Raw genomic sequence first — 26,125 nt, forward strand, 5'->3', positions numbered from 1 at the left:
CGCAATAATCAGCACCCTATGAGCAGCCGGCCACATCACTGTCGCCGCCTCTCATCCCGTTCGAGGTTGGAATCCACAAGGGTTTTGGCCTCGGTTTTATAGGTAAAGAGGTAGACAATGCGTAATTATTGGTCATCGGTATTGCTCACCATCATCTGTGTATTCTTCGGATACCAGATCGGTGGTATCCAGGGTGCGTTCATCGTAGCGATCCTGGGCGTTTTGGAAATATCTGTCAGTTTTGACAACGCGGTGTTCAACGCAAAAATCCTTAAGGATATGACACCCTTCTGGCAGACCATGTTTCTATGGGTCGGCATTTTGATTGCTGTGTTCGGTATGCGTTTGTTCCTTCCGATTCTGATCGTTTCTGTTACTTCGCACCTCGGCCTTTGGGAAACCGCACTGCTGGTCGTCAATGATACCGCCGCGTACTCCACGCATCTTGAAGCAGCAAGTACCTCGATTACGGCCTTCGGCGGCATGTTCCTGTTGATGATCTTCCTGGACTTCCTGTTCGACCCGGAGAAAGAGCACCACTGGCTTGGTGGTGTTGAGCGCTTCTTCGGTCGCTTCGGTGAGCATGCGACTGTCAGCACCATTGTTGCACTGTGTGTACTGATCGGTATGTCTTTGAGCATCGAAGATGGCAAGGTTGCGACCTTCCTGTTCTCTGGTGTGTTCGGTGTGGCTCTGTACTTCGTGATGGGTCTGCTGAAGAACGCTTTCGAAGACAAGGACGCCGGCGAAGCATTGACAAATACTATCAAACGCGGCGGATTCATGAGTTTTATGTATTTGGAGGTCGTAGACGCTAGCTTTTCCCTCGACGGTGTGATAGGGGCCTTTGCGATGAGCAGCGATCCTATCATCATCGTACTGGGTCTGACCATCGGTGCATGGACTGTTCGAGCGATCACAATCCATCTGGTAAGAACCGGTCTGCTGAATCAGTACGTTTACCTGGAGTCCGGTGCACACTTCGCCATCGGTGTCCTGGGTGTGATCATGCTGACTCACAACCTGCTGCACGTTCCTGAGATCTTCACTGGCCTTGCCGGCGCGTGCTTGATCTCCCTGGCAATCTACTCGTCCATCCGCCACAAGAAGGCGCAGGACAAAGTAGCCGCTGTACCAGCCTGACCAAGGCGCGGCGGGGGCTCGCTCCCGCCATTCTTTCTCACTGTACAAGGAACCACTGTTATGTCGAACCACATTACTCTGTCGAAAGGCGCCCGCGTTTCCCTCTCCAAAGAAGGCGATTCGCTGAACAACCTGATCATCGGCCTGGGCTGGGCACCGCGCAAAACTCCTGGTGTCACTTTCGACCTGGACGGCAGCACCCTGATGCTGGATGAGAACGGTAAAGTCGTTAACGCTGACGACTATATCTACTACCACCACAAAGAGTCCGCCTGCAAATCCGTGACCTGCGGTAAAGACAACCAGACCGGTGACGGCGAGGGCGACGACGAGCAGATGAAGGTCAATCTGTCCCTGATCCCGGCTCGTATCCACGTACTGCGTTTCGTTGTTCATATCCACGAAGCCATCGAGCGCGGCCAGAACTTCGGCCTGGTCGACAAGGCCTACTTCCGCATCGAAGACGCCGACAAAGGCGAGAGCCTGTATCGCTTCGATCTGTCTGAAGACTACAGCACCGAAACCGGTGTGGTGATGGCTGAAGTGTATCGCCACGACGGCGGCTGGAAAGTCCGCACCCTGGGCACCGGCTACAACGATGGCCTGATCGGCATTCTGACTGAAGTCGGTCTGACTGCCGGCTAAGCCGCCAGTTCTACAGCTTCCTCCCCTTTAAACGAAGAGTGATTTGTATGAGCAATGTAGTGATGTTGGGCAAGGGCAACAAAATCAACCTGTCGAAGCCTGACGGTTCTGGTCTGTCGAAGCTGAGCGTCGGCGTGGGCTGGGATCCGGTTAAGTCGAAAGGCTTCATGGGCTTCGGCGGTACTGCCAAAGCTATCGACCTGGATGCTTCCATCGTCATGCTCGACGAGAACAAGCAAGTCGTCGACATGGTCTGGTGGCAGAAGAAGATCAGCTCGTGCAACGCAATCCGTCACTCGGGAGATAACCAGACCGGTGAAGGAGGCGGGGATGATGAGACCATTGACATCAACACCGCTGCTCTGCCTGCTCGGGTGAAGTACCTGGTCGTGACAGTGAACTCGTTCCGTCGCCAGCACTTCGATCAGGTCGAGAACGCTTTCTGCAACATCTACGACGAGAAGAAGCAGAAGCTCGTTCAGATGAACATCTCGGAAAAGGGTGCCTTCACCGGCGTCATTCTGGCTGTCATTGAACGCAATGAAGGCGAATGGAAGGTCAAGTCCATCGGCAAGCCTACTCAGGGCCTGGTTGCGGGTGACATGCTGCCGGACATCGTCGGCGAGCTGTAACGCTTAGCTTCACAGGGAACCCGGTCTAGGCCGGGTTTTTTGTCCCTTCAAATCACACGAGGAAAAAGATCATGGGCGGAGCCGTAGCGGTTACAGTTCGATTCAGTGAAGAAGAGCAACACCGCATGACGTGGGGCACTGGTGGTCTCAATCTTTTCAAACGACCTGGGTTTCTTATGCAGGATCCGAAGTACCTGGATGCCTGTCGGGCTCGCTGGGTAGATCCTGAGCTGGCCGGGAGTCTCGCACCAACAGACTACGGTCTTGTCCTCGTAGATTTTGTGACGAAGCGCATCATCAGCTTCCAAAATTTCACGTCCATTGATTCAGTGCATTTGATCCACACCCGCATCGATAAAGAGATGCTCGATGAGATGAGCCAACTCGCTACAAACGGCTTCATCAAACAGGTGGTGACGTGGAAGCGGGAAGGGAGGGAAAGCACCCGCAGTCTTGTTCCACTGAGTGAGTACGGGGACGTTCCTGCGGTTGCTGTGATCAAGGCCCAAGCGATTTTCGATGCTGATTTTAATCGTCAGAGTCATAGAGACGAAGAATCCGTTGATGGTGCATTCATCCCGCATCAACTGCTACTGAGCTCAGAATTTTCGGTCTTGGCCGACACCACTTTTCCACACACGATGGACTGGAACATGGTGCGCAAAGCCGTAGTGGACGAAATGGGCTTTAAGCTTACCCAGGACGAAGAAAAGTCCTGGGATGCGTGGATTGCAGACATGACTGAAGCGGCCAAAGACTAGGTTGTGGTCTTTAGTGCCCGGCAAGTGGCATTTCATGTGTATTGTTTGCCGGGTTGCTGCGATAATCGATCAAAATAATAAGGCCACCGGCCAATTGCTTAGATCGTTATCTACTCCATGGCCAGATTCCTCAGACACCTCGTTCTACCCCTGGTAATCAGTGTTGGGGGCGCCTCCCAAGCCAACGCATCTACCACTTACCTCGAGCACTGGTGGAAGGATTCTTCTGGCGAGACTCAGCATTTCGGCCTCACCGTCGATGACGCCCGAATGACCCAGGCTATGACCGCATCCCGCGACATGCTGGGCTACGAACAGATCCGGTCGAAAGTTATGCTGCAGGCTCAAGCCATGGCCACGCAAATCTCCACTCCCACCGCAAAGCTTAAGCTCCGATCCTATGGGCAAACATATGAGCTCAGCTCTACCTACCAGGAAGGGCACATGGGGGAGGCCAATGCCTTGAGTAATAGGGTGCGCTCCTACATCGACGGGGCGTACGACGACATTCGGGATAGCACCTATTACACCTACGACAAAGATCGCCGGGAGCTGCTCATCAACTACGAAGACATTGTTCACGATTTCCGTGACGTCATCGGGGCCACACATGAGTTCTTTCAGGCTCGCGACGTAGGTAAAACCCACTCGGCGATGATCAATGACAGGTTGAATTTCCTGCAGTCGATCCAATACGACGACCTCAAATCCGATCCGTTCGGCATGTACACCCCGATCAGAATGCTGGTTGAGAAGAGAGGGGACTGTGAAAGCAAGCAGGTCTACATGGCCGGTCTGCTGAAGATGCTTTATCCAGCCAAGGCGGTTTTCCTCGTCCTACTTCCAGACAAGCAACACATCGTGGCAGCCGTTGAGATGCCCGAGGCGCCCGACAACCTCACGTATTACAAGGATGGGAAGCGGTATCTGATCGTCGATGCCACCGGGCCTTCCTTAGTGGATGTTGCCGACACCAACATATTGCGCGAGAAGTGGGATTTCGACTTCGGTAAGCAAGTTTGGAATCCGATCCACCTGTAGCCAAGATGAATGGAATTGGCCGGCCAACATTTGCGCTTAATCGCGTATGATGTTTGGACAATAAGAGGTTGCCCCATGCGTGTGTTGTTTATTTATGAGCAAGGCCCTGTACACGAGGCTTTCAGCCAGCTGAGATTGTGCGCTTCGGCCTTGCGTGAAAGGTTTGAAGGCGTGGAAGTGATCGTGGCCACCAACGGTAACGTTGATGGTGTGGATCTATCCTGGGCCGATAAGGTGTTCTCCGCCCTGGCCATCAAGGTGCAAAGCTCTCATCGTGCCGAAGGTGCCTGGAAGCATTTGCACAGCGCCGGCTGGACTGATCCAGATGTGCGCAAGACGGTCTACGTGTCGTGGTCGATGCTGCTGCGTGAGCTTAAGCCTGATTGGGTCGTTACTTCTGGCGCCCAGAGCGCCATGCTAGTTTCTGTTTTTGAAGAGGTGCCCGTCATCCAGGTCGGCGCCGGCAACATGATCTTTGAGCCCAAAGACTGGCCCGAAAGCGGTATCTTTCCGGAGCTCGAGGACTGGCTGTATCACGTATCAGGGCTGACAGCTGGTCAGCTACTCGATAAACCTGGTCTGGTGTTCGGCGCTAGGGCTCTCGAGCCTGAACGTGCTGGATTGCTCCTGAGCGTGTGTAACGACACATCGGGTACGCCAGGTACCGAGTTCGCCGGCAAGGTCTTGGCCATCTGGGATGAGCGTCATAGGCTCACAGCTTCGTTGGTCGAGAAGGGTGGTCGGCTATGGGGCGATGATTTCGTTATGGTCAGTCGGGAAGAGTTTTTCCAAAAGCCATTTTCCATGGCGTCCCTGGTCGAGCGCCAATGCCTGATCATCAGCAACTACGATGCACACTGGTCATCGCAGATCATCAAGCACAAATTGCCGCACATGGGCTCCCCGCTGGTGCGGTACCAGACCGCCATTGCGGATCGCTCAGAGCAAATCCGATTCAGCTTCGATCTTGGCGATAGCCTGCAGATGCTCGACTCCTACCGCGAGGAACCCTATGTGTTTGACGCATGGGCGAAGGGGCGAGGAGAGAGTGCCGAGCGGCAGTTCTGCGATATTGGGGATGGTCTGGCTCTGCTGCTGAGGAAATTCTGAAGCCTGCCGGCCAGGCGTGTCGGACTTGATGCAGGTCTGGCGCCCTGGTCATACTGGCAGGATAGGGCGAAACGATTCACGAAATTGTCGACGCCTGCCAATTTTCCTTAGGCTGAGATATTCATGTCCTCCCGTAATTTGCCAGGCGCGACCCCAAGCGCTCAAGCCATGCACCTGTTGTGCTGCATGAGATCCTCACTGAGTCCATCGTTCTATGACAAACGACAATGGTCGGGCCAGCATCCGCTAGAGGACTGTGTTACCGAAAACTTACGGCCTTTAGACCCACGTGATCCAGGTCTTGAGCTGATGGCGAGGCTATCCGGGAAAGTTCGTTTTGAAGGAAGCGATCTCATGAAAGATCTGCGCCAGGATCTCTACCGGCCACTTTGGAGCCCCGTGTCGCTTCTGGATCATGCTCATGCACTTCTTCAGCTCAAGCAAAAGCCCGGTGGTTGGCTACAGGTCGAAGCAATCTGGGAACATTTTACAGGCGCCTCGTTGACCAATGCTCAAGAGCATCTCCCTATCAACGAGTACATCGATCCCGCTTCCGATTTCACCGATGGCTGCAGGTACTCTGTAGAAAGCATTTGGTATCAGGAAGCCGATGACGATCAGTACTATCACAATCAACTGCCTGAAATGCTTTTTGGAAACGACCTAGCCAGCATTTTGAGTCGACTTGAGATTTACGCTGAACGCTGTGATGAGCTGCTCATGAAGAAAGGCCAGACAAAGGGGTCACTAGAAGGGATCGGCATCGCGATCAGAGATGAGAAGGGTCGATACATCCTGAGCCTTCATATGCCAGATCAAAGTTTCGTAGAGAACAGGGCGAAGCCTCGATTCGACATCACTAAGTTCCGTATCCACAGTCATCGTTACGCTGCTCTCGCTGCGATCAGAAAGGCTTATGGGCAACATGGCTTCCTTGCTTACAGAGGCAAAGAGTTCACCCTGGAGTTGGGCGTATAGGGAAGCGCTGAGCCTGGTACTGACGAGACTCATCAGTCGACAGGGCCCAGATTGGTGACTGTCGCGACAGGGCGAAATGGCATCCCAAAGAACCGCTCGAAGCCTGCTTGCAGCGCAGAATTCATCGGCTCGTTCTCCACATCTGGCTTCGCTGACCTGTGCCGGCCAAAGCACATGTGCAGGACGCTCATCCAGACGCCGACAGTCACGATGCTGTTCCCGGTTACGGTAAAGAACAAAATGCCTGGAGGTGGGGCTGAAGCGCGATCCAGTACGGGAATCTTCTCTGCCCACTCGTCGCTGATATCAATCGTTCCGAACTTGCTTGTCTTAGAGGAGGCCGCACCGACAGTATGCTTGCAGTACAGGGAGAGCTGATCGAGAACGGGTTCTGCACCTTGTAGGGTCACGATGTCGAGATAGTCGTTGGCGCACCGCACTGAAACCTTATCGCCGGAGACAACCTCTTTCTCAAGCAACTGAGCCAGTTCGTTGAAGTCCAACGCCGGAACGTTTACGTGATACTGATCGACTTCACCCGATTCAACCTTGGAAAAGTCCGGCTCCAGTATCACAGCGAAAACGAGTTTTGGCTTGGACATGACGGTTACCTCGCAATGGGCTGTGAATCCAGTCTAGTGCGGATTTCAGCGAACACTGCGAAAGGTAGCGGGGGAGGCAAAGACCCCAGGCATGTTGTTTGATCGTGGCCTTTGACAGCCCCCAGACCTCAGCAGAACGTAATCTGGCGAATCAGCTCATCCTTACGGGCCTGAATGCTTCAACGGCCTTAAACGCGCTCTGGGGAGCTTAAGGGCCTCAAGAGGTCAGGCCGCTAAACGCCTAGCTCCTGCGTAAACCAAGCCCCACGAAACCTAACGAGCTTCTGCAGGATCTCGGTCTTATTCTCAGGCTCACCGATGGCGTCGATCAACTCACTCATCAAGCGCGCATTCGCCCCCTCGGCCAACTCAGCAAACTCCAAGATGCCGGTCTCCTGGATGAGGTCGATGGCGCACCAGCGCCATGTTTTCAGCTGGGCATCTCGCCAATTCGCTTTGTAGAATGCATCAAATGTGCGGTTTAAGATCTGCGCTTGAGTGCATCCTTCGTAGTCAAACACACCGTAGTCTGATCGCTCGTGCTGCTTATCAGCATTCATCATGTACACCTTCAGCTTACCGATGATGACATCCATCACGGGCTGGGCATGACCATCAGCAGCACAGTGCTTTATGAAGGTGTGTTGCAGGATCGAATCTGTCGAGACAGTTAAGTCCTTGAGGTGTTCGTAGACAAAATCTCTCGTTTTAGGCCATTTCGCGAATGGCGCGTCGGCCATGTCATGCGTGAATATCGAGAGAAGGCGAGACTTTTTGATATCGCCATTAGCGGAGACCATCGCCTGTCTAAGGATATCGTCGGTGATCACCTTGTCCTCACCGAAAACCTCTATGATCCCAGAAAGTGATGTGTTTATTTGAGTTTCTTGCATGGAAATGATCCTCGCAAGCGAACTCTTTCCTTCATTGTCCTGTATGGCAATCTGTGCACGGTCGATGAGGATCTGATCACCCAAAGCAGCCCTGATGGGCTCGATTATGGTCGGCAACAAGGCATCCTGACAGTACAAGTCGGAGACTAAAATGCTCATGCTGAGGTTGTCACCACGTACCCTGATGTCCTCTGCGAGGATAGATAGAGCCTTCGGCAGTCTAAGCATGCCGATGCTTTTCGTCATGTCGGTTAACGCCATAGATTTGTATGGCTTCTGAAGCACTCTTTGCAAGTGATTAGAACACGCCTGGTCGAATGCGACATTTCCCTTAACCAGTGCAACCCCTTCGTCACCTAAGGCGTCGAAGAGGCCTGTCATGAGGTTAAGCTTAGTTCTGTGCTGGTATCCGTCGATCAGCTTGATCACGCCGGCGATGATCTCGGGCTTCTGATCTTCAGTAGCGTCATAAGCCCCTTTGACTAGCAGACTGATCATTCTCAGCGTCGTGTCGTACCGCAGCCCGGTAACCTCGGGTAGGGATTCCACTGCAAGGCAGTTGAGCACCGGAACATGGATTGCCTCATCCATTTTGGAGACAAATGACCACAATTGGTCTGCGTTCATCGAACGCAGGTCATTCAGGAGGCCGACTGCGTTCTCATCGCTGATCCGGTTAAGCTTAAGACCCAGAGTCCTGCGCTTATCCATGTCTTCGGGTGCAAACTTCTGGGTCAAAAACGTTTTGGTCATGTTTTTCACTGTTTTCGTGAGAATTATTACGCCATAATTGAAGGTAGCATGCGCGGATCTCCATCCGACAGCCTAAGAGTTAACCTGCACAAGGAGAGAAGTGCCTATGCATCTGGAAAAAGCCTACCGCGTGGGCGGTTACGTCCGAGACACCCTGCTGGGTCTCAAGCCTATGGACGTTGATTGGGTCGTGATCGACGAGTCCCCGGAGTCAATGACCGCAAAAGGGTTCACTCAGGTGGGCGCCTTCCCAAAATTCATTCATCCGGTCACCGGCGACGATTACGCACTCGGTCGTTCAAAAATCATGGAAGTCACCGCGTCAGGTGATTTCCTTTACGACTGGCGGGGCGTGACGCTTGCGGATGACTTACGGCGCCGCGATCTGACCATTAACGCCATGGCCATGATGGACGATGGAAGTATCTTCGACCCTGCCAATGGCCAGGAAGACCTGCGCCTGGGAATCCTTCGCCATGTCGACGACGAGAGCTTTTTGGAGGATCCACTGCGCATCCTTCGGGTAGCCCGCTTCGCGGCAAAGTTCGACTTCCCCGTGGCACCAGAGACCATGCACCTGATGAGCCGGATGGTTGCGGACGGGATGTTGGCCAGCGTCAAAGCGGAAAGAATCTGGCAGGAAACCGAAAAAGCGCTGCTGGAGGTGACACCTCGCAACTATTTCGAGGTTCTCGATCAGTGCGGAGCCCTCAAGGTTATCTTCCCGGAGCTGGATCTACTCAAGGGCATTCCGCAGCGGGCCGACTACCACGCGGAAGGGGATGCCTATGTTCACACCCTGATGGTTGTCGACGAGGCAACGATAAGGACACGTGGTCACGAGAAGTCCAGGAAGCTGCGAATCCGTATGGCTGGCCTGTTGCACGACCTGGGTAAAGCGAACACGGCGCCGGATCTGCTGTGGCACCCGGATGGCAGTGTCCGTGGCAATCACTATGGGCATGAGTCTCCACGCCTGTTCAAGGCGCCGCTGAACGCCCTGGCCAAGCGCATCAAGATGCCAAACGAAGTGCGCTCCTTTGCTTACAGGGCCGGCCTGGGTCACCAGCAGATACACCAGGTGCAAGGACTTGGTGCGAAAGGGATGGAAAGCCTTTTCGAGCTTTTGGATCTGGATAGGGTGTTGCGCCATGACAGCCACTTCCTTGCGGATCTCGTGACCTTCTGTGAGGCAGACCAATATGGTCGGCGCACGCTGAATGCTGATGGTTCGGTCTCTAAGCCGACGTCGTATCCACAGGGCAAGTACTTCCTGGAGGCGATGAAGCCGCTCGCCGAACTTGAGGTCGGCCCGGTATTCCTGGCGTCTGTTGCGAAAAGTGAAGCCCAGGCGGAGCGAAGGAAGAAGCCTTTCGATAAAGCCAAGGCTATTGCAGACGCCAAGATCGAGGTGAGGGCGGCTCGTCGTGCTGCAGCGAGACGCTTCCTTGGCGAAGTGGAGATCGAAGAAAGGAGTCCAGGCCGCTAGGCCTGGTCAGACACCGAGGTCTTGAAGGAAGAGTCGTCCACGTTGATTGAAGCTTACGTGATCCATGTCCAGGTCGAATGGCACGATCATGAACATCCCGTAGGCTTCATCGACTGTCCCCGTTGCTGAGTAGTCCTCAAGGGCCATCAATAGCCCTTTAGGACTCTCACCCTCCCTAAACTGAAGCTCACGCTCCAGCTCCCCATTGCGGTACCACTTAACCTCGCGCTGCTCTTTGTTCATTTCCAGGACTAAGCCGTTGGGGTATTCGATTTTTAAGATCTGGCAATCGTCGACGGAGAGGGTGCTTGTGAAGTCGTATCTGTCGACGATTTTAGCGTAGTCATCCAGCTTGGTGCTCTTCACCGCATTGAGGTAGGCCTTCACCTGGAACATGTCGTACTTGAAGATCATGCCGGCACCACCGTACTGAAACACCTTATCCTTGAAAATCTCGGGGAATACGATGCTGTGCTGGAGGTCGAAGTCATTCCAGTTGGGAACGGCGCCCTTGGCCAAGGCTAGGTACTCGCTGACCTCAGCCTTTAACATCAGCCCGATCCGACTACGAAACTCAGCCAGGTCTTGCTTGGCAACGCTGGGGTTGAGCCAGTCCAGCGTTAGCTGCTTTTTCTTTCTTTTAGTGCCGTTATAGGTCACCGCTACGATAGCGATACTGAATAACCGGATGGCCTCTACGGAGCAAGTTGTGTTCATGGTTCACCACGCAGGGAATGCAGGCCGGATGGGCTGGGTTGACATAAAACGATACTTATATATTGACATGACGTCAATTCTGAACCTACCATCCGCAAAATTTCCAGTCCGGATCATGAATTGTGAAGCTCAAGGTGTGGTTCAACCACGATTATTCAGCGGTAGCGAGTGAGATTCAGGCGCTGCTGCAACATGAAGCAACTCTACGGCCAGAAGACCGCATCATTGGCGAGCTCCATACCGCTCATTGTGACCAGGATCTTGCCGGCAGCTCCGCGATCCACCGATACGCAAAGGAGCCGGAAAACGTCACTCCAGATCGGTACCTGCGGTGGGCGCTTGTATACGCTAACGCGCACGGAATCAACTTCCTGGTTCTTGGTCGTCACCATTCGCTGCTGGCCAGACACGTCGATGATTTCAGAGCCATTGGTGTCGAGCTGCTGTTTGCATGCAGCGCCAAAGAGCTGGCAATCGTTGATGTCAAATCTGACTTTTACCACCGCCTTGAGCAAGCCTTCTACGCGGACATGGTTCCATACTGGAAAATCTGGAACGGCGAGTATCGCACGACCTTTGATCAAACCATCAAGAGCGCTCTGCGCCGGGGGCGTGGCCAGTTCAAAGTCTGCGTCAAGCCCGCTAGCCGTTTGATGGGGCAAAATTTCTTCACGTTCCAAGATCCTGAGCAGCGCCATGATTCTCAGACTCCGGTCACCTGGAGCATCCAGCAAACGCAAACGGGTGCCAAGAAAGACTGGATGGTGATGGAATACCTGGCTGGCCCTGAATACGAGGTCGATTGTTTGGCCTGGAAAGGCCAGCTACGCAACCACAAAGTGGAAATGAAGTGCGGCGGGCACGCGCCGGAGCGGCTGCAACATTCTGCTGAGTTGATCCGGCAGCTTCAGGTGTTGGCAAGAGAGTTCGGGCTTAGCGGCCTGTTCAGGGCTACGTTCCGTCAGGACAGACATGGCCGCTTTAAGGTTCTTGGCGTGAATCCGCGCATTACCAAAGGTACACCGGCACGGGCGGGCGACAGGGTCAATCTGATCTGGGAGTGGCTCAAATTTGCTGAACTTGCGGACATAACATCGACTGCCTATCTGGCGCCGGCGTTCACCGCTACCCAAAAGCGACGAGAGCCTGAAGCTCCCCGCAAAGGCAAGATCACCACCATGCCACTCGATATCATGCTTCGGGAGCGCTCGTATGCAACCTGCTGAACACCAGGACGCGCTGGCTGGCGCTGTGCTGATCCATGGCTTGTCGGTTAGGGTCAATGGCGCCACATCACTGAACGGCGTCATCAGCGGCTCTGTGGAGCTCGGTGAGGCCACCTATCCATGGGAAGAGTCCGTTGAAAATCCTGACTCAGCCACCGACGCCGATGCGTATCTGGAGATGAACATCGAACTGCTGGATGCAATCTGGCAGAAGGTTGTCCAGACTGATGTCGACCACCGTTTTGATCTGGAATCGGTGGTCAACGTCGCAGCCGAGGAAATCAGCAAAGCGCTACGTGTGTTGATCGCCGGAAGCGCTCGGGAAGCCACAAATGATCTGTTCTCATCGAGAGCGGATTGAGTCCAAAGCCGTGTTTGGCATTTATGTCAATACATAGTATATTTTGGCACCATATCCTGCCCAGCTTGGGCCTCTACACCCTTTTGGTTGGATTATAATGCTGATTCAAATCGCTTATTTCGTCATCGCGACTGTCATTGCACTGGTGTTTGCTTTCGCCGGGTACCGACTACCTGGTGCAACCGTTGGAAAGAAAAAGCGGTGGATTCTCGCTGTTGGCGCTTCAGCTACCATCTGGATCTTGTTCGTATCGATCTGGAGCCTGGGACTTGAAAACTACCTGGCCCGCCGTTTTGGCGGCACACTGACCGTAGATCTGCCGGCGAACGCGCAGTTCCTGAATGCGACCTGGAAGGAAGAGTCCTTGTGGGTGACGTACTTCGAGAGCAGCAACAACCGCTGCGTTTTCAAAGAATATTCACGCTACGGCATCATGGAAGGGGACGTGGTAATCAAAAGCTGTAATCCGGTTGGAGCGACCATCAGCGTCGAAAGATCGGGCGAGGGAGTTAAGTAATGACCGCAACATCCACAGCTCCAGCCCAAGGGAAGCCAAAAGCCCCTAGGAAACCCAGAACCACGAAGAAGTCGAAAGCCAAACGGGTTGCGAAAAAGCCGGTTAAGCCGAATCTTGGCCAGCTGCTGGATGGGATTTGGAGTCGCCTCGAGGAAAATGATCCTCTGCGTACCATGGAGCCTCTGAAGCTGCCGTCGCCTCATGAAAACCTTCGGGCTTTTGGCCGGGCGATCATCAGAGCTTGCGAAAAGTGCCTTGGGCACAAGATCGAGGTTGAGGTCGAAGGCTACGACCATGACACCTGGGAACGTCTAATTGGCGCCTGGGCTCTCTATCAGCGCTCCAACAGAATTACCCGCTGCGAAGCTGCCAAGCAACTGGGCCTGGACAGATCCAGCCTCACCATCGCTTTGAATGGCAAGCGACCACTGACTCAATGGGTTCTGATGTCTCTGGCGAAACTGCTGAACGTTGAGCCGTTCGATATCCGTTCTGACCTCGGCGCCAGCTACGCCCGCAGCAAAGACCGCGACGTGGCCATCATGCTCAACAGGATCTCCAACGAAATCAGTTCGCTGAAAGGGGACGTGCTGGGGCTCATCCAGGTTGGCATGCCGCTTGAGGGGCTGCTGACCAAGATCGACAGGCTTGATGCAGAGCTTGGCGTTCACTGAGTGCCACAACATTCTGAGCCGCCTACGGGCGGCTTTGTTGTATTTGTTGTGATAGGCTTAAGCAACTGGTGAGGAAACACCTAAAGGACTATTTATGACGACCAGAACCTGCCCGAACTGCCGCACCGAGATATTTGGCGACCCACAGGCTTGCCCATATTGCCAAAATGGCCTGCGCGAAGGTCGGATGAACTTGCCTGGGCGAATGATCTTTTGGTTGGTTCTGGGTGGAACACTTCTGGCACTCATCGCCCTGGTCTACCTCGTGTGGGGTTGGTTCGTATCTCCCGATAAATCACTTTCCAGCGGCTTCTTCCTGTTCCTGAAAGTCGGCGGGGTTGGCGTCTTGTGGTTCATCGTCTTTCAGGTTGCCCAAGTGCTGGAAGGCTTTGCCCGCCTAAAATAGCAATTTTCTTTGAGAACAAACCTTAAGAAAACTTGCTAACCTATTGAATCTATGGCAATACGCTGTAGAATATGAGGGTAATAATATCCCTCATCTACGTTGAAAACTGAGTGGCTCTGGTAAGTGGTTGATCGTGACATTCGTCAGATCAGAGCCGCCATAGTCTTGCTTGGTTTTCTGCGTTTTAATGAGATTACGGAGGCCTCTCCGATGTCGCATCGTCCTGTCCAGAAGTTCTCCAAAAACGAACGCGGTCGCGACCTGTTCGCCACGGACATTCACGGCTGCTTCAAGATTCTTCGGGCGCTCCTGGATCACATCGGTTTCGATGAAAGCAAAGACCGCTTGTTCCTGGGCGGCGACCTGGTGGATCGGGGCCCTCAGTCACACGAAGTGCTGGAGTGGTTGCGCAAGCACTGGGTGCATTCTGTCTTCGGTAACCACGAGCAGATGTGCATGCGATCCGGGGTATCGGGGAGCAAGAAAAGCCACACGGACTACGGCGGCGAGTGGTTCTGCAGCCTCGGCAAAAGCGAGCGCAGAAACATTATCAATGAATTCCGAAAGCTTCCATTCGCAATCGAGGTGGAAGGGAAGGATGGTCGGCGGTTTGGGATCGTGCACGCTGAATGCCCATTCGACGACTGGGCCTTGTTTTTGAAGACGCTTGAGAACACTCCGTCAATCTGGGTCATGGGCACCAAGATGATTGAGACGGCGCTGTGGGGCTGGAACAAGTATCGACTGAGAGACGCCAGCGAGATACAAAACCTGGACGTTCTGTTTGTCGGGCACACCTCGCTACCGATGCCGGCTCAGCTGGCGAATGTGCGCTACATGGACACCGGTGTCTGCTTCGAGGATGGGCATCTGACCATCACGGACATGAACACCGAAGAAACGTACGACAGCAGAATGCTGGACTCCGATTAAACACGCTTTCAGATGAATAGCCGCCATGGAAAAACAGAAGAGCCATTATGAAAACCTGAACGTAAGTCGCTGGGCCACGCCTGTCGAGATCCGTACGGCTTACAAACGCTTGGCGCAGAAACACCACCCAGATCGACACCAGGGCAGCCAGGAGGCCGTGAACGCCATGGTGGCGCTCAACGAGGCCTACAGCACCCTCATGAACAGTGCTAAGCGCATGGCGTATGACACGTGGCTGGAGACCCAAGCACACCTGGCCAGGCGCGAAGTATTTGGCGCAGGACGCTCATCTGATAGCGAGCCGGGCGAAGAGGGTGCCAGCAAGTGGTACTCGAAGATGTCGTTCAAGATCAGCCTGGCGTTCGTCTTGGTGGTGATCTGGGTTTTCATCAAAAGCTGAGCACAAGCAAAAGCCCCTCCCATGCGGGTTGGAGGGGCTTCTTCCGGTCAATTTCCGCCGTTTCTTGTCAATTGATAGGTATTGCGAGCAGGCTGAACAGCCTGAGAGGTGGTGCCCCTGGAGAGATTCGAACTCCCAACGGCCCGCTTCGAACGCGGGATCTCATCCAGTTGAGGCAGGGGCAAGGTGGTGTCCGGATCGAGACTCGAACTCGAAACCGTCGCCTTCGCAAGGCGGTGCTCTTTCCAGTTGAGCTACCCGGACGTGTAACTTTTACCTAACTTAGCATGCACTAAGCAGTGTAAATAAAATGGAGTCCCATATCGGATTCGAACCGATGTTAATCGATGGAGAGTCGATCTTCCTAGGCCGCTAGAAGAATGGGACGTGCAACTTTTGTGTAGCATTTAAAGTGGCGGTTTGTACGAGATTTGAACTCGCGATTGCGCCGTGACAGGGCGCCGTCCTAGGCCGCTAGACTAACAAACCGTAAACTCTTTCATAACTTCCTTAGTTAGTAAATTGGCGGTCTGTACGAGAATTGAACTCGTCTCTGCGCCGTGACAGGGCGCTATCTTTTCCGATAGACGAACAGACCAAAATGGCGCTCCTTACGGAATTCGAATCCGTGTTACCGCCTTGAAAGGGCGATGTCCTAGGCCGCTAGACGAAAGGAGCAAAAACATTTATGAAACTCAAACACAACAAAAAAGGCCGAGGGGATTACCCTCGGCCTTTTATCGGAAGAGGGCATCTAGCCCCCTATAAAAAGAGTGCTAGAAAGAGTCCATATCACGTTCATCACGCGCACGGGTATCTGGACGTTCGTCCCGATCCTGAGCAGCAGTGAAGAAGGTGATGGCGTTCATTTCGATAAACTCTTTGGAAGAAATAAGATAGGTAAACTTTAAAACTAAGCGATCAAGGCTGTCAATAGAATATTTGAAATTATTTTCAATTAACTAAATCAGTTAAGCTCCCCTTTAATTCGCGCTCGCAACGACTCTCGATTGAAACGCATGCTGCCGTCAGTGGAGAGCTGCTCAGCAGCAACTTCGAAAGGGGAGAGTGTGAGATTTTTAGAGAGGGTGGGCTCCACTCTCACTGACCGACCTTTGGCTTGATTCCTGGAGAACAGATTGATTAAGAAGCTGAGCATGGTGACCTTAAAGAAAAAGACCCGTGAGGGTCTTTGATATTGGTACCGAAGAGGGGGCTCGAACCCCTACGCCAGAAGGCAACAAATTTTGAATCTGCCGCGTCTACCAGTTCCGCCACTTCGGCATTTGATTTGGTGCCCCGAGCGAGGCTCGAACTCGCATGGCACAAGGCCGGAGCGTTTTAAGCACCCTGCGTCTACCGGTTTCACCATCGGGGCTGAGGCTTGATTGGCTCCGCGTCCTGGGTTCGAACCAGGGACACCATGATTAACAGTCATGTGCTCTGCCGACTGAGCTAACGCGGAATGGAATCAAGATAAAGAGATCATACCGGTAGAGGTCAATTCCGTCAATACATGGCAAACGTTATGATTTTTCAATGGGCTCAACGAGCCGTCTTGACTTAAAGGGTATAAGAACACTATACTCTGCAACATCGAAAGCTTTGGTCAAATCTGACCGAAAAATCACGCGAATGCTGAGGGTATTTCATGTCCAAGGAACCTACGAAACTGCTCCGTTCACAAGATTTTGTGCGGTCAATCACTACCTCGCTTCCTGCGCATCTGCAGGTGCCCGCTATGAGCATCAGAAATCATCTGATCGGCGGCGCGATTGTCGGCGATGATGGAACATTCTGCTTGAAGGGTACTTCACCGCTCGACCTGGGCTTTCTGCTTCTGATCATTGAAGAACTCGACGAAAAGGCAACCACTGTCATCATGTGTGAAGCCATGAGCGTCAGCATTCTGACGATCAAAAATTGGATCGACCGCCTGCGCAGCGTTGACTACTTGTGCGACGTCGATTGGCTGAAAAAGGATGGTCGAGTAAAAGGGAATATCGGGAAGTATGTGGTCTCGGACTGGGGAATCATCAACCGCGAGGTTTACTTGCCCTTCAAGCCATATGTTAAATTGGTGATAGACCCATTGCTCGCAGTGATTGAGAAGCGCCAAGCCAAAGAGAAAGAAGAAGCCGCTAAGGCAAAGGCCGCTAAAGCAAAAACTGCGAGAAAGCCGCAAAAAAGCGGAGCGAGAAAAACCACCAATGACGCAGCCAGCCCAAAAAGCGCCTGATACGCTTCGAATTTCCAAGCTCAATGAAATGCTCGGTCTCTTTTTGATCCCAAAAAGCGACCGAGTAGCACCTCTAAGCACGCCACTGGGCATGCTTCCGATGATCACTCAGTACATAGACGCTCACGGCGCCGGCCCGGTTTTCGAGCTGGCGATCAAGCAGAAAGAGCTCAATGTCCTGTCGTGTCTCCTAGCGACCAATGAAGCTGTCGTCGATTTAGGCGCTGCCTATTCGCACTCCCTTTCGCAGTACGACACAATCCTCGGCAAGCCAGCAGGCTATTCATGCCGCTCGTTGCTCTCTGCAGTTGGTGATGTCGTGTCATGCAATTTACCAGTAGCCCTCAGGGGTATCTCCCAGGCCATTGCTGCGCACCTGGGGGAGAGCAAGCCCAACCCGATCCTGAAAAATGGCTTTATCCAATTTTCCGAGAAGTTGGCTGCAGCGCCAGCGGATGCATTTCCAATGCAGGTCTATTCAAGACTGCATGAGGGGTTGGCGCCACTGGGAGAGAAGTCATCCCTCAGCGAGCTCAACAAGGCCTTGTTCGAGAACATTCTCGACGAGGACTTCGCCAAGGTACGGCCTACGTACGAAGTTCTCTTTGAGCTGGCCAGATCCATCCCTGGGTGCGAGATGAGCCTCCCTCAAGCCTTGGGTGGCCTGCTTGGAGACAAAAATCTCTCCGGTGAAGCTGCCTACCACCTTATGGATTTCCTGCTATCGCCGGATGAAGAGTTCGTCCGATTCCAGGAGGTGGCGATCAAGGCGCATAACCCTGAAAAAAACCGTAGCGACCGGGTTATGGAAGCTGTTCATATCGGTCGGCAGTATTTCACCCTTGATGATCAGGAATTCGCCGATAAGCTAAATCGCATCGATAGCGCTGTACTGTCCAAGGGCATAAAAACGCGAGAGGATTTTGAGGCAATTGCCGAGGTCGCGGAATTTGATAGGGAAAGAATTGACAAAAATGCGCTTAGCTATGAGGCGCGGGGTTCTTACTTCACCCAGGAGCTGGGAGTGTGACTGAAGCTGAACCAAAGACCTTCGTCGAAAACCTGCTTGAACTGATGGCGCTTGTGGATCCCGTGGACGGAGATACTTACCTGAAGCGGCGCCCCCTGGATGACCTGATTCAATCCAGCCAGGCGCACACAGGGTTCTTTCCATTTTTTACCGACGACGAGTTGGCGCTGATGGTTAAGGATCCGCGTATCGACTGGCAAAGGAGTTACGTCTCGTCGCAGGACAACTCCGACCGGGTCACCTTGCTAAGCCATCTGCTCTACACCATGGAGATGAATCAGTACCTCACGTGGCTACCGTCGACGGCGAAGGCGCTGAATGAGCGCTATACGCCGGCAGAGCAGGTGGTCATGCTCAGGAAGTGCGAAACCATGCCTGGTGGTAACGGGTCGCTGATCGACGGCAGGCACCTGCTAGCCGGGCGGATTGTTCCGCTCATCCTCCAGAGTGAGGAGCACCTCGATGCCTGGGTTGATGCATGGTTCAAGGGCATCAAGAGCATGGAAGGGCGCGTCTCGATCTTTGAGTCGTTCAGCAAGGTCAACCCGGTCACAAAAGCCTATAAACGATTACCCAACACTGACGAGTGGCTGTGTCGCACGCCGATGCTAATGACATTGGCGGGTGCACTTGATCAAGAATCTGTAATGCAGTCTGTCGGTCGTTATACGTCAGCGCCACTTTATGACATTTGCAGCGGCGACTTTACTGGCCATTTAAATATGTGTGGCAAAGATTTCGCCAGGAAAAATCTCTGTTATGGATTGTTCCTTCTTCATGGGCCAGACGCCCAGGAACTTACTGGCTCGCTTCTAAGTGGGGTTATGAAGGATCGTCACTTCGAACTGAGTTCAGCCATCCTGGCTGTGAGTGTTAATTTCAAGGCACATTCACTACCGCTTGATGAGCTTGTACAGTTCAAAGATCCACACTCTGGTCAAAACGCGCTCGACAATATGTTGCAGGATCATGCTTTCAGCTGGAGATCTGATTGGTTTCAAAAGCTGAAAGAAAATCCTCATTGCGATTCGCTTCGAAAAGTTGTGCTGTCTGCTGACCGGTTTGAAACCTGGTGCACACAACATGCACGCCGTAATGGGGGAGTCGGTGTCCATGGAAGTCTTCCGACGCTAAAGAAAATCAAAGTATGGCTCAAGCTATTGCCAGAAGAAGATCAAGAGCGTTGCTTGGAATTTGCAATCAATAAATTCCAGATGGACATTACTAGCCGATCAAAATATGGCCAGGGCATTCTATTTGCCAAAATTTTGCTCAGCGTATTCCCTGAGAATGAGAGGGCGACCGGCATCGTCAAGGAGCTGTTTGGCGCGCTTATAAAGAGATCGCTAGCAATCAAGGACAAGGAAATTGTGGCTGAGGTTTTGAGCCACGGCCTGGTCTCTGTGGCTGAAATTGGCCCAAAAATCAGCACCATGGAGGAATTCGAGCTTCTGACCAGTACTGGCGGAATTCACCGGGATGAATTGCTTCCACACGTCAAACACACAGTTAAGGGCAAAATTTTTACGCAAGAATTAGGCGTTTGAGGCGCGGAATAAAGCGCTTGATGTGGCGTTTTGCCGCCTTGTGAATTTACCCGCTAGGTGGCATCTTGCTATGCAATGGAGCTAGCTATAGACTTTGAGGATTGTACTCGCCATTTTCTCGAGCAGTCAGAATGAGCTCAAAGCGTAATATGCAGATCATCGACATGCTTTTTTCGAAAGCCTGTAACGATTTACAAGAAGGTCGATTTCCAAGCAGCATATGTTTTTTGTTTTTTGTAGATGGGTACTCACCTTTACTGCTCGAAAGGCCGGGAAACCATTACATTGAGTTTGCTGGTGGCGTAATTAGCAGTTTGAGTCCAGAGTCCTATGTATACATATGCGTAAACTATGAGCTCAACGAAGATGGAACGCAGGGTACGCATTATATTTCTGCCCTTGTTGTCAATCGAGATGGAACAAACTGGGTTTTGAAGCGCCCATATGAAACCTCAAGTGGCAAAGTAAACTTTGTAAGTCCTACGATCTTGCCGTCTACACTTGATATGAAAATAACTGGTCGCGCCGCAGAGTTATATTCCCCGTTAAAAGTCCCACCAGAAACTGAAGCAAAGATGAAAGCTATTGTGAATAGAGTATCTTCGTTTTTGAAAGTCTCGAAGATACCGTATTCGCAAGTTGCTACAAAGAGGGAACAGTGATCCAGCGGTAAAGACCGAGGATAAAGACCAGGCTAAGAAGGGCGAAGATACCGGCAAGGATGTCATCCATCATAATACCGGCGCCCCCTTTGAGATTCTTGTCTAGCCAGCCAATTGGGCCTGGTTTAACAATGTCGAACAGACGGAAGAGCAAGAAGCCCAGAATTACGGCAGGCATCGTCATTCCAGGCGGCATGATTGCCAGCGTTATCCCCATACCAACAAACTCATCCCAGACTATGGCCTGATGGTCATCAACTCCGAGATCGCGGGCAACTACGCCACACAGCCATATGCCGGCGATGGCGGAGATAGCCAGCACCAGCAGATAGATCGGCAACGACAGTTGATGCAGCGCCAGGATGAATGGGATCGCCGCCAGGCTGCCCCATGTACCAGGGGCGGGGTTGATAAGGCCAGACCCGAATCCCGTCGCTAACAGGTGCAGCGGGCGTTTAGGGTCTGGTCGGGCGATGGGTAGTGCAGTTTCAGTTTCAGGTGTTTCAGCGAACGCCATGTCGTATCCAGTAGGAGGCGGTGAAGTCCTCCTTATGCCGGAGGTGATTCAGGCGAAAGTCAGACCGCACCGTTTGAAAGAAAGGCTCAGGCAAACTGGTGTCAGCCTGGCCGTTGTAGTTCACCTCGCTCAGCACAAGGTGTGTTGCATGGGGCAGGGCGCCACTCCAGATCGAGACACCGCCGATCACAAAGACCTTGTGGTCGTGCCTCACCAGCTCCAGTGCCTGTTCAATCGATTTGACGACCTCAACACCCGGCAGAAAACCAACTTTCTCGCTGACGACAATGTTTCTGCGCTTTGGCAGTGGGCAGCCGATGGACTCAAAGGTCTTGCGGCCCATGATCACCGTCGCGTTCAGAGTGGTCTCTTTGAAGTGACGCAACTCCTCCGGAAGACTCCAGGGCAGGTTGTTTTTGAGACCGACCTGGCCCTGGTTACCGAACGCTGCGATCAAATGCAGTTGAGAGCTCACGCGAATTTTCCTCTATTGTTTTTATTGTGAAGGAATAACGATGAATCAGAATTGTCTACAGCATATCAAATCGGGAAGTCTTCTTGTCGCTTCTCTTCGCGAGCCTGAGCTAGACGGGTTACGAGGTCAAACGCGTTGATCTTTTTCGGCATCGGTGGCACTTCACCGTTGTCGATGAAACGACCAAGAACGTCGTCGATCACAGGATGGGTCAAACCTTCCACGTCGAGCACAATCTCGAAGGCGATACCGTCCTCGGTTTCGGTGTCTAGCAGGAAAAGCTCTTCACCGATAATGCCGACGCGATCAAGCAGAGCAGGGGTAATGGCAAGCTTCTCTCCCGGCAATTGACCCAAGTCGTAGGCGATCATCCTGGCGGCCTTGAGCTGCGCCGTCAGCATGGTGACCCGGTAATACACATCGCTCTCGCGCACCGGCAGAATGATGTTCATAAGTTGCTTTTGCGGGCTATCTTGGTCGTCAGATAACCAAAACCGGTCTGGCGACTCTTCACAGAGCCTGTCCCAAAGTCGATTTACGTCTTCTGCGCGATCCGGCCTCGATTTTTTAATCCAGCTCATAAGGAGCATTCCTGGGTGATATACGTATTTTGCAGTATATCTTTCGTCCATGCTCAGTCAATCAAAAGCGTCTAGCTAGATACCCAGCTCCTGGGTGAACTTGACTCCCTTGTACCCCAGGGAGTCAGTGAGCAAATGCTTAAATTCAGAGTTCACAAGCCATTCTAGATCGTCGTCTTTTCTAAGTTTACGAGAGCACAAGTCAAAAAGTGGCTTTAGTCTCTCTGGGTCAGCTTCTATCCTTTGCGAACTGAGCACTCCCATCGCTTTTCTCAAGAGCTTCAGAGCCGAGGAGTTTTCGTGGGTCATCCAGTCATCTGGCATCACGTTCTCGTACACCAGGGCATGGGCGAGCATCGCGATCAGAGTCTTGTCATCTGCTGGCGCAGGCTTGCCATCGGGCCCGAGGAATGAGGTTTCGTAGGTGCCGAGATCTGGGGACTGGGAATGCTTTATTTCCAGCTCGATCAAATCCTCTGGATTGAAACGGAAACCGCGTTTGATAAGTACCGCAGAAAGCCATGGGAGGCCGAGCTTTTCCGCCTTCTGGTGAAGCTTTGGCTTGTACTCATGGTTCCAACCACTTGCCAGCAGCCGCTGCGTAACCAACGACTTGTTGTCCTCTAGCCATCGCTTCATTCCCGGCCAGGCCGGGGCTGCTCTCTCAGGATCTGGACAAGCCCCATGAAAGACAGGACACCCTTTCCCCCTTACGATAAGGGATAGGCAAACGGTTATGTTTATGACTAATAGCAACGACAAGAGTGGGGAGCTTTTGGGCCAGGAGCGGCGGCGCCGCTGGAGCCCAGAGCAAAAGCTGGCCATGGTTCGCGAGAGCCTTGAGCCAGGACAAAGTGTGTCGGTGGTCGCTCGACGCAACGGCATCAATGCCAACCAGTTATTCCTGTGGCGCAAGCTGTATCAGGACGGCAGCCTGTCGGCGGTCAGTGCAGGCGAAGCCGTGGTGCCGGCCTCCGAGCTGAGCGATGCGCTCAAGCAGATCCGTGAACTGCAACGGATGCTGGGCAAGAAAACGATGGAAGCCGAAATCCTCAAAGAGGCCGTGGAGATCGCCCGGTCGCGAAAATGGATTGCGCACTCACCCTTGTTGCCGGGGGACGACCAGTGAAGCTGGTCAGTAAATGTCTCGGTGTAGCGCGCTCGCAATTAACGGTTCGAATCAAGCAATCGGTATCGCCCAAAGCGCGGCGAAGCCGGCCTGTGAACGATGTAGAGCTGGTCGCTGAAATTCAGCAAGAGGTCAGCGAACTGCCCAGCTATGGATACCGTCGCGTCTGGGGACTGCTGCGTCGAGCACGTGAAAAGCGCTCGCTGCCAGCGATCAACGTGAAACGGGTTTACCGGGTGATGCGTGACCACAACCTTTTGCTTGAACGCCGGATCAAACAACCCGGCGTGCCGCGTCGGCACGAAGGCCGTATTGCGATGCAAACCAGCGATACGCGTTGGTGCTCGGACGGCTTTGAGTTCCGCTGCGAGGACGGCGCCAAACTGAGCGTGACCTTCGCCCTCGATTGCTGTGATCGCGAAATTATCGGCTGGGTCGCCAGCCCGACCGGGTACAGCGGCGATGATATCCGCGACTTGATGCTGGAAAGCGTGGAGAAGCGTTTTGGTGATCAACTGCCCGCCACGCCGGTGCAATGGCTAAGTGACAACGGATCGGCGTACACCGCCGGACAGACACGCTTGTTTGCTCTACAGATCGGCTTACAGCCGGTGACCACCCCGGTACGCAGCCCGCAGAGCAACGGCATGGCCGAGAGCTTCGTGAAGACGATTAAGCGAGATTACGTGGCGCACATGCCCAAGCCGGATCGAGAAACGGCGTTGCGTAACTTGGCAATTGCCTTCGAGCACTACAACGAGCAGCATCCACACAGCGCCTTGAACTATCGCTCACCGAGGGAGTTCAGGCGCTTAGCGGCAGCATCAATTTAACGGGGAGTTGGTGTCCGGTTTGGTAGGGGCAAGTCCAGGATCATCTCTACCAGCTTCAAGGATTGCAGCGATAGCGTGTCCCTTGGGATCCATAGACGCATCGTTATCACTGATATCGAGACTGAAGATGTGGTCGAGGTATTCCTTGGCGATGTTGTCTTCGTATCCCACCCAAGCAAGCTCAAATGGGATCGTCACAAGATCAGATTCAAAGTCGGTGATCTTGAACAGGATATCGCCAGCGAAGCGCGGGTTCGCAGCCTGTACGAGCTTCATCTCGTGCTCAATGGTCTGGTAGCGCTTCAAGTTCTCCACCATCGCATGCACGAGCTGGGATACCACTTGCTCCTGGCCATCGTGGTTGGAGACTGTACTCGCATGGCCAGCGACCCTGTTTGCGTTCCTAACGGTCATTGGAATCGTAGAGACCAAGGTGATCAAGGGAACAGGATCAAGGAGCGTTGGAGAGCCGGTGGAAAGGTCATCCATCAGTCGTTGGAACTCATCACCAAGCGAGACCCGCATATCTTGCGAAAGAGGCTCTGAAAGGCTCTCAAGGGCCTTGCCGGCGCTGACCAACCTCTCGCACATAGCAGGAAGGCCCATTGGCAGCTTGATCTCTGTGATGGGTTGGAGGAGGTGGCCATGTGTGTTCAAGACTTAAACTCCAAGCTCTTGAGTGAAGAGACGTGCACGGTAAGTCAGGTTGTTGATCGCATACCTCTCCGCCCAGGTACCCACCAGCGGATCCATGGAGTGCTTAAGCGGTGTAGCATCGATGACCTGGTCGACGATCTTCTGGATGTCGCCAACACGAGCAAGCGATTTGTATTCTGGTTGGTCTAGCAGTTCCCCTGCAGCCCGGAGCGCCTTAAGCCCGCTGGCATTCGGGTCGAGGACAATGGTTTCTGGCATGACATCCTCATACACCATGGAGTAAGCGATCAGCGCCTTAAACGTGGCTTGTGACATCAGCGAAGAACTCTCAGAAGGAATCACCCCGGTGCGGAATGTCACGTCTGCACGCAGGCCCTTTTCATAGGCATGGTGCAGATCTTCAAATGTTGGACGATTGGTGCGAAAGGCGAGGGCTGCCGCGAGTCTAGGTAACTCGTAATCCTTTCTAACCTTCTCGATCAGCCTATCCGTGTTGAGATCGGTGACTTGATTCTGTGTGACACTTTCACATAGAAAGTCTTCGTTAGACTCGATCCAATTCATCAGCAGTTCTGTTGATTCGATGCAGCATTTATTCCCCTCGGAAACAGCTCGCTCAGTTCTCTCCAGATGGGCGATTGCATCATTGTTAAACTCTACCAATGAAGCCATGAAGGCCGACACTTCGCCTGCGGCAAATTCATCCATGGTCAGGCCCGCGCTCAACCTCAGTCCGCGTTCCAGGATTTTACTTGTCCCGGTGCCGCGCAGCTTATCGTTAAGTAGCGTTTCGTGACGGGACAGGTTGCGAAAAATTGCCCCAAGCAGATCCTGGGTGAATTCTGTCGGACTTGTCTGCTGGAGCGACTCAAGCGCCTCATCCAGGTAGTCACTGCCCATAGGGAATAGCTCAAGAGCCATTGCGATGACTTCTGGTGAGCCGTCCCTCTCGAGCGTTCTCAGGAAACCCCGACTGCAAGCTTTCAGCTGTTCAGCAGCAAAACCAACCAGGCTATGACTTTTGGCCTCAAACGCCTTTTCAGACGCCTTAGCGAAATCATGCATCAGCTCAATGAGTATGGCGGGCGTACCGCGCCTTTGTTCGAGAGCAATGCGCAGGGCATCACCGGTGGTTTGAAGCTCTCTTGTCAGCGAGGTCGCCATACTCTCTCCG

At 53.2% G+C, this 26,125-nt stretch carries 29 protein-coding genes and 9 tRNA genes; 20 read left to right on the forward strand and 18 right to left on the reverse strand.

Annotation, left to right across the window (positions count from 1 at the left end; translation table 11 throughout):
• Nucleotides 1–117 precede the first annotated feature (117 nt).
• The 7 genes from DKB71_RS32870 (at nt 118) to DKB71_RS32900 (ending at nt 6,310) form a co-directional block, all read left to right on the forward strand.
• Nucleotides 118–1,143, forward strand: coding sequence for a DUF475 domain-containing protein (locus DKB71_RS32870; protein ID WP_408601900.1), 1,026 nt, complete (start codon nt 118–120; stop codon nt 1,141–1,143).
• 60 nt (nt 1,144–1,203) lie between these two features.
• On the forward strand, nt 1,204–1,788 hold the full coding sequence (locus DKB71_RS32875; RefSeq protein WP_408601901.1) for a TerD family protein: 585 nt from the start codon (nt 1,204–1,206) through the stop codon (nt 1,786–1,788).
• Between the two features lie 47 nt (nt 1,789–1,835).
• Nucleotides 1,836–2,420 (forward strand): TerD family protein, encoded by a 585-nt coding sequence (locus DKB71_RS32880; protein WP_408601902.1) that lies wholly within the window; start codon nt 1,836–1,838, stop codon nt 2,418–2,420.
• Nucleotides 2,421–2,491: 71 nt separating this feature from the next.
• The gene (locus DKB71_RS32885; RefSeq protein ID WP_408601903.1) at nt 2,492–3,181 is read left to right on the forward strand and encodes a hypothetical protein; all 690 of its coding nucleotides are present in this window, start codon (nt 2,492–2,494) and stop codon (nt 3,179–3,181) included.
• A gap of 282 nt (nt 3,182–3,463) precedes the next feature.
• On the forward strand, nt 3,464–4,222 hold the full coding sequence (locus tag DKB71_RS32890) for a hypothetical protein (RefSeq protein WP_408601904.1): 759 nt from the start codon (nt 3,464–3,466) through the stop codon (nt 4,220–4,222).
• A 75-nt stretch (nt 4,223–4,297) separates the two neighbouring features.
• Entirely contained in the window at nt 4,298–5,332 is a 1,035-nt protein-coding gene (locus DKB71_RS32895) for a hypothetical protein (RefSeq protein ID WP_408601905.1), read from the forward strand.
• Between the two features lie 354 nt (nt 5,333–5,686).
• Nucleotides 5,687–6,310: a hypothetical protein gene (locus DKB71_RS32900; RefSeq protein ID WP_408601906.1), complete on the forward strand. Its 624-nt coding sequence runs from the start codon at nt 5,687–5,689 to the stop codon at nt 6,308–6,310.
• A 32-nt stretch (nt 6,311–6,342) separates the two neighbouring features.
• On the opposite strand, the gene DKB71_RS32905 is transcribed toward DKB71_RS32900, so the two are convergent.
• Both DKB71_RS32905 and DKB71_RS32910 read right to left on the reverse strand, forming a co-directional pair.
• A complete protein-coding gene (locus DKB71_RS32905) occupies nt 6,343–6,912 on the reverse strand; it encodes a hypothetical protein (protein WP_408601907.1) in 570 nt (189 codons plus the stop codon).
• Nucleotides 6,913–7,145: 233 nt separating this feature from the next.
• Entirely contained in the window at nt 7,146–8,558 is a 1,413-nt protein-coding gene (locus DKB71_RS32910; RefSeq protein ID WP_408601908.1) for a hypothetical protein, read from the reverse strand.
• Nucleotides 8,559–8,664: 106 nt separating this feature from the next.
• On the opposite strand from DKB71_RS32910, the gene DKB71_RS32915 reads away from it, so the two are divergent.
• Nucleotides 8,665–10,047, forward strand: coding sequence for a polynucleotide adenylyltransferase (locus tag DKB71_RS32915; RefSeq protein WP_408601909.1), 1,383 nt, complete (start codon nt 8,665–8,667; stop codon nt 10,045–10,047).
• A 6-nt stretch (nt 10,048–10,053) separates the two neighbouring features.
• Here the strand turns inward: DKB71_RS32915 and DKB71_RS32920 are convergent, their stop codons facing one another.
• On the reverse strand, nt 10,054–10,764 hold the full coding sequence (locus DKB71_RS32920; RefSeq protein WP_408601910.1) for a hypothetical protein: 711 nt from the start codon (nt 10,762–10,764) through the stop codon (nt 10,054–10,056).
• A gap of 122 nt (nt 10,765–10,886) precedes the next feature.
• On the opposite strand from DKB71_RS32920, the gene DKB71_RS32925 reads away from it, so the two are divergent.
• The 7 genes from DKB71_RS32925 (at nt 10,887) to DKB71_RS32955 (ending at nt 15,281) form a co-directional block, all read left to right on the forward strand.
• Complete coding sequence (locus DKB71_RS32925) at nt 10,887–11,990, forward strand: ATP-grasp domain-containing protein (RefSeq protein WP_408601911.1); 1,104 nt, start codon at nt 10,887–10,889, stop codon at nt 11,988–11,990.
• The gene (locus DKB71_RS32930; protein ID WP_408601912.1) at nt 11,977–12,351 is read left to right on the forward strand and encodes a hypothetical protein; all 375 of its coding nucleotides are present in this window, start codon (nt 11,977–11,979) and stop codon (nt 12,349–12,351) included. Before DKB71_RS32925 ends, DKB71_RS32930 begins: the two co-directional genes overlap by 14 nt.
• Nucleotides 12,352–12,448: 97 nt before the next feature.
• Nucleotides 12,449–12,868 (forward strand): hypothetical protein, encoded by a 420-nt coding sequence (locus DKB71_RS32935; RefSeq protein WP_408601913.1) that lies wholly within the window; start codon nt 12,449–12,451, stop codon nt 12,866–12,868.
• Nucleotides 12,868–13,542, forward strand: a complete 675-nt coding sequence (locus DKB71_RS32940) for a hypothetical protein (protein ID WP_408601914.1) — start codon at nt 12,868–12,870, stop codon at nt 13,540–13,542. Before DKB71_RS32935 ends, DKB71_RS32940 begins: the two co-directional genes overlap by 1 nt.
• Nucleotides 13,543–13,636: 94 nt before the next feature.
• Nucleotides 13,637–13,948 (forward strand): hypothetical protein, encoded by a 312-nt coding sequence (locus tag DKB71_RS32945; protein ID WP_408601915.1) that lies wholly within the window; start codon nt 13,637–13,639, stop codon nt 13,946–13,948.
• A gap of 123 nt (nt 13,949–14,071) precedes the next feature.
• A complete protein-coding gene (locus DKB71_RS32950; protein ID WP_408601916.1) occupies nt 14,072–14,881 on the forward strand; it encodes a metallophosphoesterase in 810 nt (269 codons plus the stop codon).
• 25 nt (nt 14,882–14,906) lie between these two features.
• Nucleotides 14,907–15,281 (forward strand): J domain-containing protein, encoded by a 375-nt coding sequence (locus tag DKB71_RS32955; RefSeq protein WP_408601917.1) that lies wholly within the window; start codon nt 14,907–14,909, stop codon nt 15,279–15,281.
• Nucleotides 15,282–15,390: 109 nt separating this feature from the next.
• On the opposite strand, the gene DKB71_RS32960 is transcribed toward DKB71_RS32955, so the two are convergent.
• From DKB71_RS32960 to DKB71_RS33000, 9 genes are all read right to left on the reverse strand, one after another.
• Nucleotides 15,391–15,464: transfer RNA gene (locus DKB71_RS32960), tRNA-Arg, on the reverse strand.
• Nucleotides 15,465–15,468: 4 nt separating this feature from the next.
• Nucleotides 15,469–15,545 (reverse strand) — tRNA-Arg (locus DKB71_RS32965).
• A gap of 47 nt (nt 15,546–15,592) precedes the next feature.
• Nucleotides 15,593–15,668 (reverse strand) — tRNA-Glu (locus DKB71_RS32970).
• Between the two features lie 26 nt (nt 15,669–15,694).
• Nucleotides 15,695–15,770, reverse strand: a tRNA-Asp gene (locus DKB71_RS32975).
• A 34-nt stretch (nt 15,771–15,804) separates the two neighbouring features.
• Nucleotides 15,805–15,879 (reverse strand) — tRNA-Asp (locus DKB71_RS32980).
• Nucleotides 15,880–15,883: 4 nt separating this feature from the next.
• Nucleotides 15,884–15,959: transfer RNA gene (locus DKB71_RS32985), tRNA-Glu, on the reverse strand.
• Between the two features lie 521 nt (nt 15,960–16,480).
• Nucleotides 16,481–16,565: transfer RNA gene (locus DKB71_RS32990), tRNA-Leu, on the reverse strand.
• Between the two features lie 8 nt (nt 16,566–16,573).
• Nucleotides 16,574–16,659, reverse strand: a tRNA-Leu gene (locus tag DKB71_RS32995).
• Between the two features lie 11 nt (nt 16,660–16,670).
• Nucleotides 16,671–16,746, reverse strand: a tRNA-Asn gene (locus tag DKB71_RS33000).
• A gap of 276 nt (nt 16,747–17,022) precedes the next feature.
• Here DKB71_RS33000 and DKB71_RS33005 point away from each other — a divergent pair.
• From DKB71_RS33005 to DKB71_RS33020, 4 genes are all read left to right on the forward strand, one after another.
• Nucleotides 17,023–17,520, forward strand: a complete 498-nt coding sequence (locus tag DKB71_RS33005) for a hypothetical protein (protein ID WP_408601918.1) — start codon at nt 17,023–17,025, stop codon at nt 17,518–17,520.
• Nucleotides 17,492–18,550, forward strand: a complete 1,059-nt coding sequence (locus DKB71_RS33010; protein WP_408601919.1) for a hypothetical protein — start codon at nt 17,492–17,494, stop codon at nt 18,548–18,550. The genes DKB71_RS33005 and DKB71_RS33010 overlap by 29 nt, the downstream gene beginning before the upstream one ends.
• Nucleotides 18,547–20,097 carry a hypothetical protein gene (locus DKB71_RS33015; protein WP_408601920.1) on the forward strand — a complete coding sequence of 517 codons (1,551 nt, stop codon included), beginning with the start codon at nt 18,547–18,549 and terminating at the stop codon, nt 20,095–20,097. Before DKB71_RS33010 ends, DKB71_RS33015 begins: the two co-directional genes overlap by 4 nt.
• 131 nt (nt 20,098–20,228) lie before the next feature.
• Nucleotides 20,229–20,759 carry a hypothetical protein gene (locus tag DKB71_RS33020; protein WP_408601921.1) on the forward strand — a complete coding sequence of 177 codons (531 nt, stop codon included), beginning with the start codon at nt 20,229–20,231 and terminating at the stop codon, nt 20,757–20,759.
• On the opposite strand, the gene DKB71_RS33025 is transcribed toward DKB71_RS33020, so the two are convergent.
• The 4 genes from DKB71_RS33025 to DKB71_RS33040 all read right to left on the reverse strand — a co-directional run bounded on the left by DKB71_RS33025 (nt 20,740) and on the right by DKB71_RS33040 (nt 22,971).
• Entirely contained in the window at nt 20,740–21,276 is a 537-nt protein-coding gene (locus DKB71_RS33025) for a phosphatidylglycerophosphatase A (RefSeq protein ID WP_408601922.1), read from the reverse strand. The genes DKB71_RS33020 and DKB71_RS33025 overlap by 20 nt on opposite strands.
• Nucleotides 21,263–21,751: a dihydrofolate reductase gene (locus DKB71_RS33030; RefSeq protein ID WP_408601923.1), complete on the reverse strand. Its 489-nt coding sequence runs from the start codon at nt 21,749–21,751 to the stop codon at nt 21,263–21,265. The genes DKB71_RS33025 and DKB71_RS33030 overlap by 14 nt, the downstream gene beginning before the upstream one ends.
• Nucleotides 21,752–21,816: 65 nt before the next feature.
• Entirely contained in the window at nt 21,817–22,332 is a 516-nt protein-coding gene (locus DKB71_RS33035) for a hypothetical protein (RefSeq protein ID WP_408601924.1), read from the reverse strand.
• Nucleotides 22,333–22,407: 75 nt separating this feature from the next.
• Complete coding sequence (locus DKB71_RS33040; RefSeq protein ID WP_408601925.1) at nt 22,408–22,971, reverse strand: hypothetical protein; 564 nt, start codon at nt 22,969–22,971, stop codon at nt 22,408–22,410.
• Between the two features lie 103 nt (nt 22,972–23,074).
• On the opposite strand from DKB71_RS33040, the gene DKB71_RS33045 reads away from it, so the two are divergent.
• Nucleotides 23,075–24,294 (forward strand): IS3 family transposase gene (locus DKB71_RS33045; RefSeq protein WP_408601926.1). Its coding sequence is split into 2 segments (ribosomal slippage): nt 23,075–23,420 and nt 23,420–24,294, totalling 1,221 coding nucleotides; the frame shifts between segments, so codons are not numbered across the junction.
• Here the strand turns inward: DKB71_RS33045 and DKB71_RS33050 are convergent.
• Together DKB71_RS33050 and DKB71_RS33055 are read right to left on the reverse strand one after the other, a co-directional pair.
• A complete protein-coding gene (locus DKB71_RS33050) occupies nt 24,286–24,951 on the reverse strand; it encodes a hypothetical protein (RefSeq protein ID WP_408601927.1) in 666 nt (221 codons plus the stop codon). The two genes, DKB71_RS33045 and DKB71_RS33050, sit on opposite strands and share 9 nt — an antisense overlap.
• 3 nt (nt 24,952–24,954) lie before the next feature.
• A complete protein-coding gene (locus tag DKB71_RS33055; protein ID WP_408601928.1) occupies nt 24,955–26,115 on the reverse strand; it encodes a hypothetical protein in 1,161 nt (386 codons plus the stop codon).
• Nucleotides 26,116–26,125 lie beyond the last annotated feature (10 nt).

This window comes from Pseudomonas sp. PLMAX, assembly GCF_046042685.1.
GTDB lineage: Bacteria > Pseudomonadota > Gammaproteobacteria > Pseudomonadales > Pseudomonadaceae > Aquipseudomonas > Aquipseudomonas putida_AE.